The sequence below is a fragment of the Streptomyces sp. NBC_00207 genome (genome assembly GCF_045160965.1).
In the GTDB taxonomy this organism is placed as follows: Bacteria; Actinomycetota; Actinomycetes; order Streptomycetales; family Streptomycetaceae; genus Streptomyces.
Map to the genome: position 1 here is coordinate 6,800,469 of NZ_CP130715.1, position 16,266 is coordinate 6,816,734.

Sequence of the window (16,266 nt, forward strand, 5' to 3'; positions counted from 1 at the left end):
CGCCGGTAGGCTTCCTTGTATGAGTGCTGAACCGCGTCCCGAGAAGCCCGCGAAGCCGGCCCGGCCGGCGGGCCGGTTCCGCCGGATGATCGAGCGGCTGTCCACCTCGCAGGAGGAGCTGCATTCGGCGGAGCTGCAGGAGGACGCAGAAGCCGCGGGGTGCACGCGGATCTGCGACTGCCACGACCGCCAGATAGTCAAGGTGACCGGAACCCTGCGTACCGTCACCCTGCGGCCGCGGGCGGGCGTCCCCGCACTGGAAGCGGAGCTGTTCGACGGCTCCGCCGCCCTGGACGTGGTCTGGCTCGGGCGTCGCTCGATCGTGGGAATCGAGCCGGGGCGGCGCATGATCGCCTCCGGACGCATCTCGATGAGTCATGGCCGTCGGGTGCTCTTCAACCCGAAGTACGAACTCCGACCGCTCGGACAGGAGCACTGACCGGTGACGTCATTCGACAAACCGACCACCCCGGACCCCGCCGCCACACCGTCCGAGGACCAGAGCGCGGTCACCCAGGCGGCGCTGTTCGACGCCTTCGGAGGCATCCGGGGCACCGTGGAGACGATGCTCCCCGGGCTGCTCTTCGTCATGATCTACACGATCAACAAGGACCTGAAGTGGTCCGCCTTCGCCGCGGGCGCCGTCGCGGTGCTCCTGGTGATCGTCCGGCTGCTGCGCAAGGACACGGTGAAGCACGCCTTCAGCGGGGTCTTCGGCGTGGGCGTGGGCGTGGCCTTCGCCCTGTTCACGGGCAGCCCGAAGGGCTTCTACCTGCCGGGCATGATCTACGGCGCCGGACTCGGGATCGCCTTCACCCTCTCCGCGCTCGTGGGCTTCCCGCTGCTGGGCGTGATCCTGGGCCCGGTGTTCAAGGAGAACCTGTCCTGGCGCACGCGCAACCCGGGGCGCAAGAAGGCGTACACCAAGGCCAGCCTGGCCTGGGGCCTGATCTTCCTCGCCAAGTACGCGATCCTCTTCCCGCTGTACTGGTGGGGTGACGCGACGCAGCTGGGCTGGGTGCTGATCGCGCTGAAGCTGCCGCCGATGGTGCTCGCCGTGTACTTCACCTGGGTCTTCCTGGCGAAGGCGCCGCCGCCGATCGACGTGATCGCGGAGTGGGAGGCGAAGGAGGCCGCGGAGGCCGCCGCCAAGGGGCCGAAGGCCTGACGGCCCACAGCTGACGAAGGGGCGGGACCGGCCCGGGTGGCCGGTCCCGCCCCTTCGTGTCGCCCCGGGACGTCCGATGGGGGCGCGCCCCGCAGGGCGCGCCCCCTTCGTCGTCGAGCGTGGCCGCAAGGGCCAAGGGCTAGCCGCGGGCCTGGAGGAGGTCCTCCAGCTGCTCCTCGCGGGCCTGGGCGGCCACGAACAGCAGTTCGTCGCCAGGCTCCAGGGTCTCTTCCCCGTGCGGGGTGAGGACCCGGTTGCCGCGGATGATCGTGACCAGCGAGGTGTCCTCGGGCCAGGTGATCTCGCTGATCTGGGTGCCCGCGACCGAGGAGTCGGCCGGCAGGGTCAGCTCGACGAGGTTGGCGTCGCCGTGGCTGAAGCGCAGCAGCCGTACCAGGTCGCCGACGCTGACGGCCTCCTCGACCAGGGCCGACATCAGACGCGGCGTGGAGACCGCGACGTCGACGCCCCAGGACTCGTTGAAGAGCCACTCGTTCTTCGGGTTGTTCACACGGGCCACCACGCGCGGCACCCCGTACTCGGTCTTGGCGAGCAGCGAGACGACGAGGTTGACCTTGTCGTCACCGGTCGCCGCGATGACCACGTTGCAGCGCTGGAGCGCCGCCTCGTCCAGCGAGGTGATCTCGCAGGCGTCGGCCAGCAGCCACTCGGCCTGCGGCACCCGTTCCACCGAGATGGCGGTCGGCGCCTTGTCGACCAGGAGCACCTCGTGGCCGTTCTCCAGCAGTTCGCCCGCGATGGAGCGGCCCACCGCGCCTGCCCCGGCGATCGCGACCCTCATGCGTGTGCCTCCTCAGGCCCTTCGGCGAACGCCGCCTCGACCTTGTCGATCTCGTCCGTGCGCATCATCACGTGGACGAGGTCGCCCTCCTGGAGGACGGTCGCCGACGTGGGCAGCATGGCCTCGCCCAAGCGGGTGAGGAAGGCGACGCGGACGCCGGTCTCCTCCTGGAGCTGGCTGACCTTGTGCCCGATCCAGGCGGCGGAGGTGTGCACCTCGGCGAGCTGGACACCGCCGCTCGGGTCGCGCCACAGCGGTTCGGCGCCCGACGGCAGCAGCCGGCGCAGCATCTGGTCGGCGGTCCACCGCACGGTGGCGACGGTGGGGATGCCGAGACGCTGGTAGACCTCGGCGCGCTTGGGGTCGTAGATGCGCGCGGCGACGTTCTCGACGCCGAACATCTCCCGGGCCACGCGAGCGGCGATGATGTTGGAATTGTCACCACTGCTGACGGCGGCGAAGGCGCCCGCGTCCTCGATTCCCGCCTCCCTCAGGGTGTCCTGGTCGAAGCCGACCCCGGTGACGCGGCGGCCGCCGAATCCGGCGCCGAGCCGGCGGAATGCGGTGGGGTCCTGGTCGACGACGGCGACCGTATGCCCCTGCTGTTCCAGGGTTTGCGCGAGGGCGGAGCCCACTCTTCCGCAGCCCATAATGACGATGTGCACGGCCGTCCTTCCGGCTGTCAGCGACTCGCTGGTTCCCAGCCTCATTGCATGCTCTGGTTTAACAGGGTCTCAGACCATGGCCCAAGCTACACACGGGCGGTCACAGGTGGGGCCTCTTGCGCCGCAGTCGTGGTGCGGCCGGGGAGGAATTGCGGCGGGATTGCGGTATGAGGGGGTGGGGGTTCGTCAGTCTGATTTCGAACGCTTACGATCCTCTGCGTGTCCAAACTGACCGACGTGCCCAAACGGATCCTGATCGGCCGGGCGCTACGCAGCGACCGCCTCGGAGAAACCCTCCTGCCCAAGCGGATCGCCCTTCCCGTCTTCGCCTCCGACCCGCTCTCCTCCGTGGCATATGCCCCTGGCGAGGTCCTGCTGGTCCTGTCGATCGCGGGCGTGTCGGCGTATCAGTACAGCCCCTGGATCGCACTCGCGGTCGTCGTACTGATGTTCACCGTCGTGGCCTCCTACCGCCAGAACGTCCACGCCTACCCGAGCGGTGGCGGCGACTACGAGGTGGCGAACACCAACCTCGGACCCAGGGCCGGTCTGACCGTCGCGAGCGCCCTGCTCGTCGACTACGTCCTGACCGTCGCCGTGTCGATCTCCTCCGGAGTCGAGAACCTCGGCTCCGCCGTGCATTTCGTCATCGAGCACAAGGTGCTCTCGGCGACCGTCATGATCCTTCTGCTCACGCTGATGAACCTGCGCGGCGTGAAGGAGTCCGGCAAACTCTTCGCAATCCCCACTTATGTATTCGTCGCCGCCGTCTTCGTCATGATCGGCTGGGGTGCCTGGAAGGGCATCGTCCTCGGCGAAACCCTGACGGCGCCGACCGCCGACCTCGAGATCAAACCCGAGCAACAGGGTCTGGCCGGCTTCGCGATGGTCTTCCTTCTGCTCCGGGCCTTCTCCTCCGGCTGTGCGGCCCTGACGGGCGTCGAGGCCATCAGCAACGGCGTCCCCGCCTTCCGCAAGCCCAAGAGCAAGAACGCCGCGTCCACCCTCGCCTACATGGGCGGCCTGGCGGTCACCATGTTCTGCGGCATCATCGGCCTGGCCATGGCCAGCGACGTGCGGATGGCCGAGAACCCCGCCGAGGACCTGCTGGCGAACGGCGTCCCGGTCGGCCCCGAGTACATCCAGAACCCGGTGATCTCCCAGGTGGCCGAGGCCGTCTTCGGTGACGGCAGCTTCCTCTTCATCCTGCTGGCCGCGGCCACCGCGCTGGTGCTCTTCCTGGCGGCGAACACCGCGTACAACGGCTTCCCGCTGCTCGGCTCGATCCTCGCGCAGGACCGCTACCTGCCGCGCCAGCTGCACACCCGGGGCGACCGGCTGGCCTTCTCCAACGGCATCGTGCTCCTCGCCGGCGCCGCGATCCTGCTCGTCTGGATCTACGACGCGGACTCGACCAAGCTGATCCAGCTCTACATCGTCGGCGTGTTCGTCTCCTTCACGCTGAGCCAGATCGGCATGGTCCGGCACTGGAACCGCCACCTGAAGTCGGAGCGCGACGCCGCCGCCCGCCGCCGGATGCACCGTTCCCGGGCGATCAACGCCTTCGGCGCCTTCTTCACCGGCATGGTGCTGGTCATCGTCCTCGCCACGAAGTTCACCCACGGTGCGTGGGTCGCCCTGCTCGGCATGCTGATCTTCTACGGCACCATGAGCGCGATCCGGAAGCACTACGACCGGGTCTCCGCCGAGATCGCCGCCGCCGAGGGCCCCAGCGACGACAGCGTGCGGCCCTCCCGGGTCCACTCGATCGTCCTGGTCTCCAAGGTCCACAAGCCCACGCTGCGCGCCCTGGCCTTCGCCAAGCTGACCCGCTCGGACACCCTGGAGGCGCTCAGCATCAGCGTCGACCCGGCCGAGACCAAGGCGCTGCGCGACGAGTGGGACCGGCGCGGGATCAACGTCCCGCTCAAGATCCTCGACTCGCCGTACCGCGAGATCACCCGCCCGGTGGTCGAGTACGTGAAGGGCCTGCGCAGCGAGAACCCGCGCGACGCCGTCAGCGTCTACATCCCGGAGTATGTCGTCGGACGCTGGTACGAGCACCTGCTGCACAACCAGAGCGCGCTGCGCCTCAAGGGCCGGCTGCTCTTCACGCCCGGTGTGATGGTCACCTCGGTGCCCTACCAGCTGGAGTCCTCGGAGCTCGCCAAGAAGCGGGCGAAGAAGCGCCAGGACTGGAACGCCCCGGGCGCCGTGCGCCGCGGCCCGGTCGACACCCCGCGGCCCCCGAAGGAGCCCGCCTCGAAGGGCTGACCAGGTTGGTGAACGGCCGGACGAGATCCACGTAAACTGGTGGGTCGGTCGTCCGGCCGTTCCCCTTTTCAGGTTTTTGGAGTCTCCCCACCATGACGAGCGCCGAGCAGAACGAGAAGCAGTCACTGGTGGGGGAGGAGTACGAGGTCGAGGTCGGCCCCGTCGCACACGGCGGACACTGCATCGCCCGGACCGCGGACGGCCGCGTCCTGTTCGTCCGCCACACCCTGCCCGGTGAGAAGGTCATCGCGAAGGTCACCGAGGGCGACGTCGACTCCCGCTACCTGCGCGCCGACGCCATCACCGTGCTCGACGCCTCCAAGGACCGCGTCGAGGCCCCCTGCCCGTACGCCGGCCCCGGCAAGTGCGGCGGCTGCGACTGGCAGCACGCCAAGCCGGGCGCACAGCGCCGGCTCAAGGGCGAGGTCGTCGCCGAGCAGCTGAAGCGGCTCGCCGGACTCACCCCGGAGGAAGCCGGCTGGGACGGCACCGTGATGCCCGCCGAGGGCGACAAGCTGCCGGCCGGTCAGGTCCCGCAGTGGCGCACCCGCGTGCAGTTCGCGATCGACGAGGACGGCCGGGTCGGCCTGCGCAAGCACCGCTCGCACGACATCGAGCCGATCGACCACTGCATGATCGCGGCTCCCGGTGTCTCGGAACTGGGCATCGAGCAGCAGGACTGGCCGCAGATGGAGACGGTGGAGGCCATCGCGGCCTCCGGCTCCAACGACCGCCAGGTCGTCCTCACCCCCCGCCCCGGCGGCCGCCTCCCGCTCGTCGAGCTGGACAAGCCGGTCTCGGTCCTCCGGGTCGAGGAGAAGGACGGCGGGGTCCACCGCGTCCACGGCCGCCCCTTCGTGCGCGAGCGCGCGGACGGCCGTACGTACCGCGTGGGCATGGGCGGCTTCTGGCAGGTCCACCCGCAGGCCGCGGACACCCTGATCAAGGCCGTCATGCAGGGCCTGATGCCGCGCAAGGGCGAGATGGCCCTCGACCTCTACTGCGGCGTCGGCATCTTCGCGGGCGCGCTGGCCGAACGCCTCGGCGAGAGCGGCGCTGTGCTCGGCATCGAGTCGACGAAGCGCGCGGTCGAGGACGCCCGGCACAACCTGGCGGACTTCCCCCGGGTCCGCATCGAGCAGGGCAAGGTCGACCAGATCCTCCCGAAGACCGGCATCACGGAGTGCGACCTGGTCGTCCTGGACCCGCCCCGCGCGGGCGCCGGCAAGGGCACGGTCCGCCACATCGCGGGCCTCTCGGCCCGCCGCATCGCCTACGTGGCCTGCGACCCGGCGGCCCTGGCCCGCGACCTGGGCTACTTCAAGGAGAACGGCTACAAGGTCCGCACGTTGCGCGTCTTCGACCTGTTCCCGATGACGCACCACGTGGAGTGCGTGGCGATCCTCGAGCCCATCGCCAAGGGTGCCTGAGCTGAGGGTTCTCTAGATTGCGTCGTCGGCGTCGGTTCCCCTTCAGGGGCGGATTCCTTCCGGCGTGACCGCCGCATCACCGGCCGCTGTACCTTCGGACGCCGGTGAGAGGGGGGCTGATGCCACGACGGCGTTATGACCAACGGGTGCTCGTTCTGGTCGAAGTGCGCGGTGGGCAGCGCGACTGGGATCAGGCGGAGCGGGAGTTCGCAGAGCAGGACTGGCCGGTCGGCACGTCCTTCGTCCGTGGCGACGGAGCGTCCACCGGGGTGCTCCGGGCGGATGCCTCGGCGCGTCTGTACTCCGTCGAGGTGAGGTTCTTCGGGGCCCGCAACAGGCGCACCACGCGGGCAGCCGCCTGGCGCGTGGAGCGGCTGGCACGGGCCACGGGTCTGGAGATGTACGCCCGGCGCTGCGAGCTGATGGACCGGGACAGGGAGCAGCTGACGGTCTGGTGGGGGCATACCGTCGCCCATCGGCCCCCTCGTGTACCCGTTCCGAGGCCCCGGACACCGGTGGCGAGGCTGGGCCGCGCAACCGAGGTGGCGCGTGCGCGTTTCGCGGAGAGGCGTGGGTACCACGACACCGGCCTCGTGGTGACGGGCACGGCATCGGAAGCCCGGCGGCTCTCCCGCATGGACCTGCACGGCGGGTCCGACGCCGGGCCGGCCACCGACGTACGGCCGCTCTCCGGCCGGGAGCGCAGCCACATCGTGCCCCGCCGTGAGGGGGACTTCCAGCGCAGGGCGAGCCGTCTCGTGGCCTGGCTGCTCGCCATGGCCTTCTGCGCGGTGGTCGCCCGACAGCACAGCGGTGTGCGGACGTGGGTATGGGCCGGCGCGGCGGTGCTGTGCTTCTTCATGGCAGCCCGGCTGGCGAGCGTCATGTTCGCCCTCGGGGGCCGCGGACGCGGTCTCCTGCTGTGCGCCGCGGTGGCCGCCTGGTTCCTTGCCGTCGCCTTCGGCGCGGGTGCGGAGGACGGAGCAGGCTGGACTCCGACACAGATGCTGACGCTGTTCGCCGTTGTGGCGACGACCGCAGGCATCTGGCTCCTGGTCCGGCGGTGGACGTGGGGCGAGTGGATCGCCTGCGCGGCACCTCTGGCTTTTGCGCTTGTCGTGTCCTTGGTGGTGAGCTCGGGGTCGGTGCTGCACGCGATGTACGCGGACAGCCTCGAGCTGAAACCCGAGGACCTCGACGTACCCGCGCTCTGGCAAGCCGCATCGGCGGTGAGGCTGTTGAGCCTGTTGAGCTTCGCACTGTTCGTCCCGGCCCTGTGGGGCATCGCCAAACACGTGCACGCACCGTTCGTCAGCCCTGTCGAGAGGCTGGGCGTACCGCTCTACGTGGTCACCCAGGTTGCGGTGGCATTGCTGTGTGCGACCGGGGCCCTGGAGTCGGCCGGGGACGCGGTGAAGGACTTCCGCGCGGCGGCGGTGCGCAAGGAGCAACTGCCTTCCTACTTCGGCGTGGAGCCGGAGTGGGCGTGCGTGGAGCCGACCGTCCTCGCGGCGAAACTCAGCAGCCGAGGTGGCGTCCTCCATCCCGAGCGGCCCTACATCTCCTTCGGGGAGGCCGGAGGAACCGTATCGCTGTGGGACGAGCCGGCGGGCAAGGCGCTGCAGATGCCGGCCGAACAGGTCCGTCTCGTCCCGGCGGCGGACGGCCGCGTCCGCTGCACCTTCTCGTACGAGAGCCTGCCGAAGGGCGACTGACCTGCAGCGGACGGCGAACCCGCGGCCTCCTGGGCCGGCGGCCGGTGCTCGTGGCTGTTTTCATTCGGAATATGTCTGATCGCTCAGCCCCGTGTTCGCGTCAACGGCATGGGCGTAAATCAGTCACGCGGTTGGCCGGAAATCGCCAGGTGGTGGATTTTCGTGGCAATGAGTCGCAGGTCAGCCATCCGTTTCAGGGTGGCCGGAACCTAGCTTTCCTTTTCCTTTACTCAGCGGTGAACAATGCACAGCTTTTTGTTAACCGACGGTGATCATGCGTCCTCAGGGCGATGTGGTCGATGTCGCGTGCGTCACTGAACGGCCTTCCAATGGCGTCTATATGGGCGCAAAACGGGCGTAAATGAAGGGTGCTGGTCGCTGGAACGAGAGGTTCCTGGCCGCCGGCCGCCCCCGTTCCGCTTTGGTCGACGGGTTCCGAGAGCCGTGAAAGTCACAGGTCATCGCGGCGTGGTCGATATTCCGCTTCGGCCTTCGGGCGGGCGCAATGACACAGCGGCGCGCCCGGCGTTTCTAGAAGCGTTGACAGGGGCCAGTTCCGGACTGTTGTATGACTGCTGTCAAGGGGGCGGGATGGCAAATAGGGGCCGATCTAAGGGCCGCACCGCAAACGCGCTGCATTAACCTGTTGCCATCTCCAGTTCGGGGAGATGTAATGAGCAAAATCAAGCACACGCTTCCGATCGCCGCCGCAGCCATAGTGCTGACGGCCGGAAGCATCGTCGGCCCCAGGTTCATGCAGACCGAGTCCGTGGCCGCGCCCACGGCCACCGTCACGGAGACTCCGCCGACCACGGAGGTTCCGCCGACCACCGAGGCCTCGCCGACCGCCGAGGTCCCGACGGACACCGCCGAATCCGCGGACAAGTTCGGTTCGCGCGGCGCGAAGACCCCTGCCGAGTTGCTGCAGTTGCTCGGCGAGCGGATCAAGGCCAAGGACGTCGACGGAATCATCGCTCTCCATGAGCGTGAGGCCGCGATCGTCAATTACGACGGGTCGGTCATCAGGGGCCACAAGGACATCCGGGCGTTCTACATCGAGTGGTTCAAGTCGAACCCGGTGCTGACCGTCAACCCCCGCCAGGTCGTGATGGCGGGCGGGGTGCGCGGGTGGGACGGCAAGGTGCGCAACCGCACGGCGGCCATCATGGGCGATTACAAGCTGGAGCAGAACGCGGCGGACGGTACCCGCGAGAGCTTCACCGGCAATTTCTGCGACACCGTGCAGGAGCAGTCGGACGGTAAGTGGCTTTACGTTCAGGACAACCCGTACCCGCCCCACGGCGGGCCGGCGCCGGCAGCTGCCGCACACCACTGATCTGAACTGAATCGGCGGCCTCTCCTGCTTTCTGTGCAGTCGACCCGCCGACGAACCAGCCGTGTCACGCGAGTCTGATCCGCCGTGCCGAAAATCGAGCATTCCGAGAAAAGTCCGGCCACCCATGGAATTCCGGCATCGGCCATGGGTGGCCGGCCATCGGCCAATCAATCGCGGATAGCGATGTGCAGACACGTCGGAGGTTTGGAGAAAACTTGAACGGCACCTCGCTCGAAGTTTTACGACCCCCGGTTGCGCAGCAGCAGCCTCAGTGGGGAGACCCGGCGGAGGTCGAGCAGGTCCGGGACACGCTGGCAGCCCTCCCCCCGCTCGTGGAAACCGAATCGCTGGGCAGGCTCCGAGGTCTGCTCGCCGAAGTCGCCGCCGGGCAGGCGCAGGTGGTGCAGGCGGGTGACTGCGCGGAGGACCCTGCGGAATGCACCGCAGGTGACGCGGAGCGCAAGGCGGAACTCCTCGACGTGCTCGCCGGCGTCATGAACGCGATCACTCATCAGCCGGTCGTGCGGGTGGGCCGGATCGCAGGCCAGTACGCCAAGCCCCGGTCGGCGCACACCGAGCAGGTCGGCGGCGCCGAGCTCCCGGTGTACCGGGGGCACATGGTGAACGGTCCCGAGCCGGACCCGGAAGCACGACGGCCCGATCCCCGGCGCCTGCTGACCGGCTACCGGGCGGCGAGCCAGCTCATGGCCAACCTCTGCCCGACGCCGCAGGCTCGCCTCGACCCGGCCGTCTGGACCAGCCACGAGGCCCTGCTGCTCGACTACGAGATCCCGATGCTGCGTCGGGACCGCGAGGGCCGGGTCGCGCTGACCTCCACGCACTGGCCGTGGATCGGCGAACGGACCCGCCAGCTCGAGGGCGCCCACGTCGCGCTGTTGGCAGACGTGGTGAACCCCGTCGCGTGCAAGGTGGGACCGCGGATGACGGTCGCCGAGCTGCTCGGGTTGTGCGAGCGGCTCGACCCCGGGAAGGAACCGGGCCGACTCACCCTGATCGCCCGGATGGGCGCGGACGCGGCCGGGGATCTGCTGCCGCCGCTGGTCCGGGCCGTACATGCCGCCGGACACCCGGTGATCTGGCTCGTCGACCCCATGCACGGCAACACCGTGACCACCGCCGAGGGACGCAAGACCCGCGTCGTGGAGACGATCGTCCGGGAGGTCGAGGCCTTCCAGGCCGCCGTGCGCGCAGCCGGCGGGATCCCGGGCGGGATCCATCTGGAGACCACCCCCGATGCGGTGACCGAATGCGCCGACGCCCCGAACGGCATCGACCGGATCGGTGAGAAGTACACGACGCTGTGCGACCCGCGCCTCAATCCTCGTCAGGCGGTGGCGGTGGTGTCGGCCTGGCAGACACAGATGATGACGAACCGAGCCGAGGGAGAACCGTGCCGGGCATAGCCCCGATATCAGCCTACCCACTGCCGACGGCGGCTGAACTGCCCAACAGCACGGCGCAGTGGACACCCGATCCGAGCCGCGCCGCCCTGCTCGTGCACGACATGCAGCGGTACTTCCTCGCCCCGTTCCCCGCGGAGATACGCGACCCGCTGGTCCGCCACTGCGCGCAGTTACGCGAGCGTTGCGCGGAGCTGGGGGTCCCGGTGTTCTACACCGCTCAGCCCGGTGGCATGACGGACGAGGAACGCGGCCTGCTCAAGGACTTCTGGGGTCCGGGCATGAGGGTGGACCCCGTCGATCGTCAGATCGTCGCGGAGCTCGCCCCCCGGCCGGCGGACCAAGTGCTCACCAAGTGGCGCTACAGCGCGTTCTTCCGCTCGGACCTGTTGGCGCAGCTGCGCGCCCAGGGCCGCGACCAGCTGATCGTCTGCGGGGTGTACGCGCACGTGGGCGTCCTGGCGACAGCCCTCGAGGCGTTCACCAACGACATCCAGCCGTTCCTGGTCGCCGACGCCCTCGGCGACTTCTCCGCCGAGTACCACCGGCTGGCCCTGGACTACGCGGCCGCCCGCTGCTCGGTGGTCACCACCACCGAGGAGGTCTTCCGATGAACCCGACGCAGTTGCTCGAGCACGTGCTGGGCCCCAACCCGGGTGCCTTCGCCCTGCTCCACCGCCCCGAGACCCTGGGCCCGGACCGCGTGGAGATCCTGCTGGGCCAGGTCAGCACCCCGGCCCGGGTCGCCGACATCCCGCTGGACGACCAGGCCGGGCGGCCCGGCGAGGCCCGCCACGAGACCTTGGTCCTGGTGCCCCACCAGCAGATCGCCGAGCGCGGCTTCGCCGCCGCCCAGGACGGCTCACCGCTCCTCGCGATGACGGTGACCGACCAAGGGCAGATCAGCACGTCCGAGGCTCTCAGGTCGCTGCCGGACGAGCCGATCGCCCTGACCGGTGGGCGCTTCGACACCGACGACGAGGCCTACGCCGACACGGTCCGTGCGGTCCTCGACAATGAGATCGGTACCGGAGAGGGCTCGAACTTCGTCATCAAGCGCTCGTTCGTCACCTCCATCACCGGGTACTCGACGCGCAGCGCACTGAGCCTGTTCCGCCGGCTGCTCACCCGGGAGAGCGGCGCCTACTGGACCTTCATCGTCCACACCGGCACCCGGACCTTCGTCGGCGCCACACCGGAGCGCCACGTCAGCCTGCGGGACGGCGTCGCGGCGATGACCCCGATCAGCGGCACCTACCGGTATCCGCCCACCGGACCGGTCCTGTCGGAGGTCATGGAGTTCCTCACCGACGGCAAGGAGACCGACGAGCTGTACATGGTCCTGGACGAGGAACTGAAGATGATGGGCCGGGTCTGCCAGGGCGGCGGCCGCGTGAAGGGGCCGTTCCTGCGGGAGATGGCCTGGCTCGCGCACACCGAGTACATCATCGAGGGGCGCAGCGACCTCGATCCCCGGGACATCCTGCGGGAGACGATGTTCGCCCCCACCGTGACCGGCAGCCCGCTCGAGAACGCCTGCCGGGTGATCGCCCGCTACGAGCCGCGCGGCCGCGGGTACTACGGCGGCGTGGCGGCCCTCATCGGCCGTGACGCCGGCGGCGCGCGCACCCTGGACTCGGCCATCCTCATCCGTACGGCCGACATCCGTCCCTCGGACGCCGACGACATCGGACACGTCGAGGTCGGGGTGGGTGCGACCCTGGTCCGGCACTCCGACCCCGATGCCGAGGTCGCCGAGACCCGCACTAAGGCCGCGGGTGTGCTGAAGGCGCTGGGCGCCAACGAGCGGCTCGACGAGCACCCGCTGATCCAGGAGGCGCTGGGAAGGCGCAACGAGACGATCGCGCACTTCTGGCTCAGCGATACGGAGAAGCGGGCGCAGCCGCATCCGGTGCTGGAAGGCCGCCGGGCGCTGATCATCGACGCCGAGGACACCTTCAGCTCGATGCTGGCCCACCAGCTGCGCGCCATCGGGCTGACCGTGGAGCTCAGCAGCTTCGACGCGGTCCACCGCTTCGACGAACACGACCTCGTCATCATGGGCCCCGGACCCGGCGACCCGCGGGAGACCGACCACCCCAGGATGGCCCGGCTCGCCTCGGCCATCGAGGAGTTGCTGGCCCGCCGCATCCCCTTCCTGGCGGTCTGCCTGAGCCATCAGCTGCTGTGCCGGACCCTCGGGCTCGAGCTCAGGCGCAGGGACGTCCCGAACCAGGGCACCCAGCGCGAGATCGACCTGTTCGGCTCGCGCGAGCGGGTGGGCTTCTACAACTCCTACTCGGCCCGCGCGCGAGCCGACCGGCTGGAGTGCCCGGGCGTCGGCGAGGTGAAGGTCAGTCTCGACGCCGGGACGGGCGAGGTCCACGCCCTGCGCGGCCCGCACTTCGGCTCGGTGCAGTTCCACCTGGAATCCGTGCTCACCCAGGACAGCGAGCGCGTCCTGGCCGAGCTGCTCGTACCGCTGATGGAGACCGCGGAGGTAGTGAACGCATGAAAGCCACCATCTCCTGGTGGGACCTCACCGGGTCCGACCAGACCATCGACTCCTTGCGCGTCTACCTGCGCGACGAGGGCGTCGATCCGTGGACGGAGATCCACGGGATGCGGCTGAAGTTCTGGATATCCGACCGGCAGACCAACCGCTGGGGCGCAGTGATGCTGTGGGATTCCACGGCCGACCTGACGGCACCTCTGCCGCCGAACCGGGCCACCGAGCTCATCGGGTACCCGCCGTCCGTCCGGATGATGACCGACGTCGAGGCCATCGTCGAGGGCGTCCACTCCGGCCAACTGGTCGAGCGCGGCCTGGCCTTCGAACCCATGGGGAAGTCATCGTGAGCGCATCGACCCAACCGCGGGCGGCCGAGGAGTTCTCCGCCCCGCCCGCCGAACCGATGGGCCTGCTCCGGACCTGGTTCGACAGCGCCGTCGCGAGCGCCGTCCGCGAGCCGGGCGCACTGGCGCTGGCCTCCGCCGACGCCCGCGGCCACGCCTCCAACCGGATCGTGGCGGTGCTCGCGGTGCGCGACACCGGCCTGGTGTTCGCGAGCCACTCCGACAGCCGCAAGGGTCAGGAACTGGCCGAAACGGGCTGGGCATCGGGCGTGTTCTATTGGCGCGAGGCCGGCCGGCAGGTGATCGTGAGCGGCCCGACCCGCCCGCTGCCCGACGAGGAGTCGGACGCCCTGTGGGATGCCCGGCCGGTCGCCACGCACCCGATGTCGGTGGCGTCGTACCAGAGCGCACCGCTGCTGGACGAGGAAGCGTTGCGCAAGCAGGCCCGGGAACTGGGCCTGGACGGCTCGGCGCTGCCTCGCCCGGACCGCTGGGTGGGCTATCTGCTGGAGCCGGCAGAAGTGGAGTTCTGGCAGGTCGAGCCGGTGGACCGGTTGCACCAGAGGCTGCGTTACGAGCGCGACGGTTCCGGCTGGCGTACGGGCCGGCTCCAACCCTGACCGTGCTCTGGATCGTGGACTCAAAAGAAAGAAAGGCAAGTCGATGTGTGGAATTACGGGCTGGGTCTCGTTCGACCGGGATCTGACTCAGCAGCGCACGCAGCTGGATGCGATGACGGAGACCATGGCCTGCCGGGGGCCGGACGCCGGAGGTGCCTGGCTCGACCGGCACGCGGCGCTCGGTCACCGGAGGCTGGCGGTCATCGACCTCGAAGGCGGCACCCAGCCCATGGTGCTGCCCACCGACGACGGTCCGGTGGCGATCACCTACAGCGGTGAGGTCTACAACTTCACCGAGCTGAGGAGCGAACTGCTCCGCCGGGGACACCGGTTCGAGACCCGCAGTGACACCGAGGTCGTGCTCCACGGCTACGTGGAGTGGGGCGAAGCGGTCGCCGAACGGCTCAACGGCATGTTCGCGTTCGCGGTCTGGGACTCCCGGATCGAGAAGCTCGTGATGATCCGCGACCGGATGGGCGTCAAGCCGCTCTACTACTCCAGCACCGGCGACGGGGTGCTGTTCGGCTCCGAGCCGAAGGCGATCCTCGCCAACCCCCTGGCGGACCGCGCGGTCGACCTCGCCGGCCTGCGGGAGCTGGTCAGCTTCACCCAGACGCCGGGCAGCTCGGTGTGGTGCGGTATGCACGAGGTGGTCCCGGGCGGCGTCGTCACCGTCGACCGCTCCGGCCTGCGCGAGCACCGCTACTGGACGCTGCCCACGCGTCCGCACACCGACGACCAGAAAACCACCGTCGCCAACGTGCGCGAGCTGCTCGAGGACATCGTCAGCCGGCAGCTGGTCTCCGACGTCCCGCGCTGCACCCTGCTCTCCGGCGGCCTGGACTCCAGTGCGATCACCGCACTGGCCGCCGCCAAGCTCGGCCGGCCCGGTGAGCACGGCGAGCCCGGCGAGAAGGTGCGCAGCTTCGCGGTGGACTTCGTCGGACGGGAGGACGACTTCGTCGCCGACGAGCTGCGCGGCACGACGGACGCCCCGTACGCCCGGGAGGTCGCCGCACACGTCGGCACGCAGCACGAGGCCATCCTGCTCGACCACGCCTCGATCGCCGACCCGGACGTGCGCCGGGCCGTCATCACCGCACGGGACAGTCCGCTCAGCCTCGGCGACATGGACGCCTCGCTCTACCTGCTGTTCCAGGCCATCCGCAAGCAGTCCACGGTCGCCCTGTCCGGGGAGTCCGCCGACGAGGTCTTCGGCGGGTACCGGTGGTTCCACCAGCCGGAGGTCCAGGCCGCGCAGACCTTCCCCTGGATGGCCGTCTTCGTCAGCGGCGCGCGGGCCCAGGTGTCGGACCGGTTCAACGCCGACATCACCGCCGCCCTCGACCTGCCCACCTACATCGCCGACCGGTACTCCGACGCGGTCGGCGAGGTCGAGCGGCTCGACGGTGAGAGCGACCACGAGATGCGGATGCGGGTGATGTCTTACCTGCACCTGACGCGCTTCGTCCGGATGCTCCTGGAGCGCAAGGACCGGATCAGCATGGCCGTCGGGCTGGAGGTCCGCGTCCCCTTCTGCGACCACCGCCTCGTGGAGTACGTCTACAACACCCCGTGGTCGATGAAGACCTTCGACGGCCGGGAGAAGAGCCTGCTGCGCGCCGCGACGGCCGACCTGCTGCCCAAGTCGGTGCTGGAACGCGTGAAGGCTCCCTACCCCGCCACGCTGGACCCGCACTACACCACCGCGCTGCTGCAGCAGTCCAAGGAGCTGCTCACCAGCGACGACCCGGTCTTCGGCCTGGTCGACCGCAGCTGGCTGGAGAACATCACGCGGCAGGACTCGGCCACCATGCCGATCGACGTCCGCAACGGCATGGAGCGCGTGCTCGACCTGAGCACCTGGCTGGACATCTACAAGCCCGAACTCCGGCTCTGACGCCGAGCTCGCAGCGATCGCGGACAGCTCCGACACAGCACCGCCGCTGCCTGGGAACGGAGACGCTCTCAGGCGGCGG

At 69.4% G+C, this 16,266-nt stretch carries 14 protein-coding genes; 12 read left to right on the forward strand and 2 right to left on the reverse strand.

Annotation, left to right across the window (positions count from 1 at the left end):
• Window positions 1–19: 19 nt before the first annotated feature.
• Together OG472_RS32080 and OG472_RS32085 are read left to right on the forward strand one after the other, a co-directional pair.
• The gene (locus OG472_RS32080; protein ID WP_125816976.1) at window positions 20–439 is read left to right on the forward strand and encodes an OB-fold nucleic acid binding domain-containing protein; all 420 of its coding nucleotides are present in this window, start codon (window positions 20–22) and stop codon (window positions 437–439) included.
• A 3-nt stretch (window positions 440–442) separates the two neighbouring features.
• Window positions 443–1,168, forward strand: a complete 726-nt coding sequence (locus OG472_RS32085) for a DUF3159 domain-containing protein (RefSeq protein ID WP_383568689.1) — start codon at window positions 443–445, stop codon at window positions 1,166–1,168.
• A 139-nt stretch (window positions 1,169–1,307) separates the two neighbouring features.
• Here OG472_RS32085 and OG472_RS32090 read toward each other — a convergent pair whose 3' ends face one another.
• Window positions 1,308–1,970, reverse strand: a complete 663-nt coding sequence (locus tag OG472_RS32090) for a TrkA family potassium uptake protein (RefSeq protein WP_030709508.1) — start codon at window positions 1,968–1,970, stop codon at window positions 1,308–1,310.
• Window positions 1,967–2,635, reverse strand: a complete 669-nt coding sequence (locus OG472_RS32095; RefSeq protein WP_401611301.1) for a potassium channel family protein — start codon at window positions 2,633–2,635, stop codon at window positions 1,967–1,969. The genes OG472_RS32090 and OG472_RS32095 overlap by 4 nt, the downstream gene beginning before the upstream one ends.
• Before the next feature lie 219 nt (window positions 2,636–2,854).
• Between OG472_RS32095 and OG472_RS32100 the strand changes: the two genes are divergently transcribed.
• The 10 genes from OG472_RS32100 to asnB all read left to right on the forward strand — a co-directional run bounded on the left by OG472_RS32100 (window position 2,855) and on the right by asnB (window position 16,187).
• The gene (locus tag OG472_RS32100; RefSeq protein WP_401611302.1) at window positions 2,855–4,909 is read left to right on the forward strand and encodes an APC family permease; all 2,055 of its coding nucleotides are present in this window, start codon (window positions 2,855–2,857) and stop codon (window positions 4,907–4,909) included.
• A gap of 92 nt (window positions 4,910–5,001) precedes the next feature.
• On the forward strand, window positions 5,002–6,339 hold the full coding sequence (locus OG472_RS32105) for a class I SAM-dependent RNA methyltransferase (protein ID WP_405832318.1): 1,338 nt from the start codon (window positions 5,002–5,004) through the stop codon (window positions 6,337–6,339).
• Window positions 6,340–6,485: 146 nt separating this feature from the next.
• Window positions 6,486–8,054: an NnrS multi-domain protein gene (locus OG472_RS32110; protein ID WP_405832320.1), complete on the forward strand. Its 1,569-nt coding sequence runs from the start codon at window positions 6,486–6,488 to the stop codon at window positions 8,052–8,054.
• 673 nt (window positions 8,055–8,727) lie between these two features.
• On the forward strand, window positions 8,728–9,390 hold the full coding sequence (locus tag OG472_RS32115; protein WP_401611306.1) for a YybH family protein: 663 nt from the start codon (window positions 8,728–8,730) through the stop codon (window positions 9,388–9,390).
• Window positions 9,391–9,605: 215 nt separating this feature from the next.
• Complete coding sequence (locus OG472_RS32120) at window positions 9,606–10,814, forward strand: 3-deoxy-7-phosphoheptulonate synthase (RefSeq protein ID WP_405832321.1); 1,209 nt, start codon at window positions 9,606–9,608, stop codon at window positions 10,812–10,814.
• Window positions 10,802–11,425 (forward strand): isochorismatase family protein, encoded by a 624-nt coding sequence (locus tag OG472_RS32125; RefSeq protein WP_401611310.1) that lies wholly within the window; start codon window positions 10,802–10,804, stop codon window positions 11,423–11,425. Before OG472_RS32120 ends, OG472_RS32125 begins: the two co-directional genes overlap by 13 nt.
• Window positions 11,422–13,326: an anthranilate synthase family protein gene (locus OG472_RS32130; RefSeq protein ID WP_405832323.1), complete on the forward strand. Its 1,905-nt coding sequence runs from the start codon at window positions 11,422–11,424 to the stop codon at window positions 13,324–13,326. Before OG472_RS32125 ends, OG472_RS32130 begins: the two co-directional genes overlap by 4 nt.
• A complete protein-coding gene (locus OG472_RS32135; RefSeq protein WP_383568665.1) occupies window positions 13,323–13,670 on the forward strand; it encodes a hypothetical protein in 348 nt (115 codons plus the stop codon). Before OG472_RS32130 ends, OG472_RS32135 begins: the two co-directional genes overlap by 4 nt.
• Window positions 13,667–14,287 carry a phenazine biosynthesis FMN-dependent oxidase PhzG gene (gene phzG, locus OG472_RS32140; RefSeq protein WP_405832325.1) on the forward strand — a complete coding sequence of 207 codons (621 nt, stop codon included), beginning with the start codon at window positions 13,667–13,669 and terminating at the stop codon, window positions 14,285–14,287. Before OG472_RS32135 ends, phzG begins: the two co-directional genes overlap by 4 nt.
• 43 nt (window positions 14,288–14,330) lie before the next feature.
• The gene (gene asnB, locus OG472_RS32145) at window positions 14,331–16,187 is read left to right on the forward strand and encodes an asparagine synthase (glutamine-hydrolyzing) (protein WP_401611314.1); all 1,857 of its coding nucleotides are present in this window, start codon (window positions 14,331–14,333) and stop codon (window positions 16,185–16,187) included.
• Window positions 16,188–16,266: the final 79 nt, after the last annotated feature.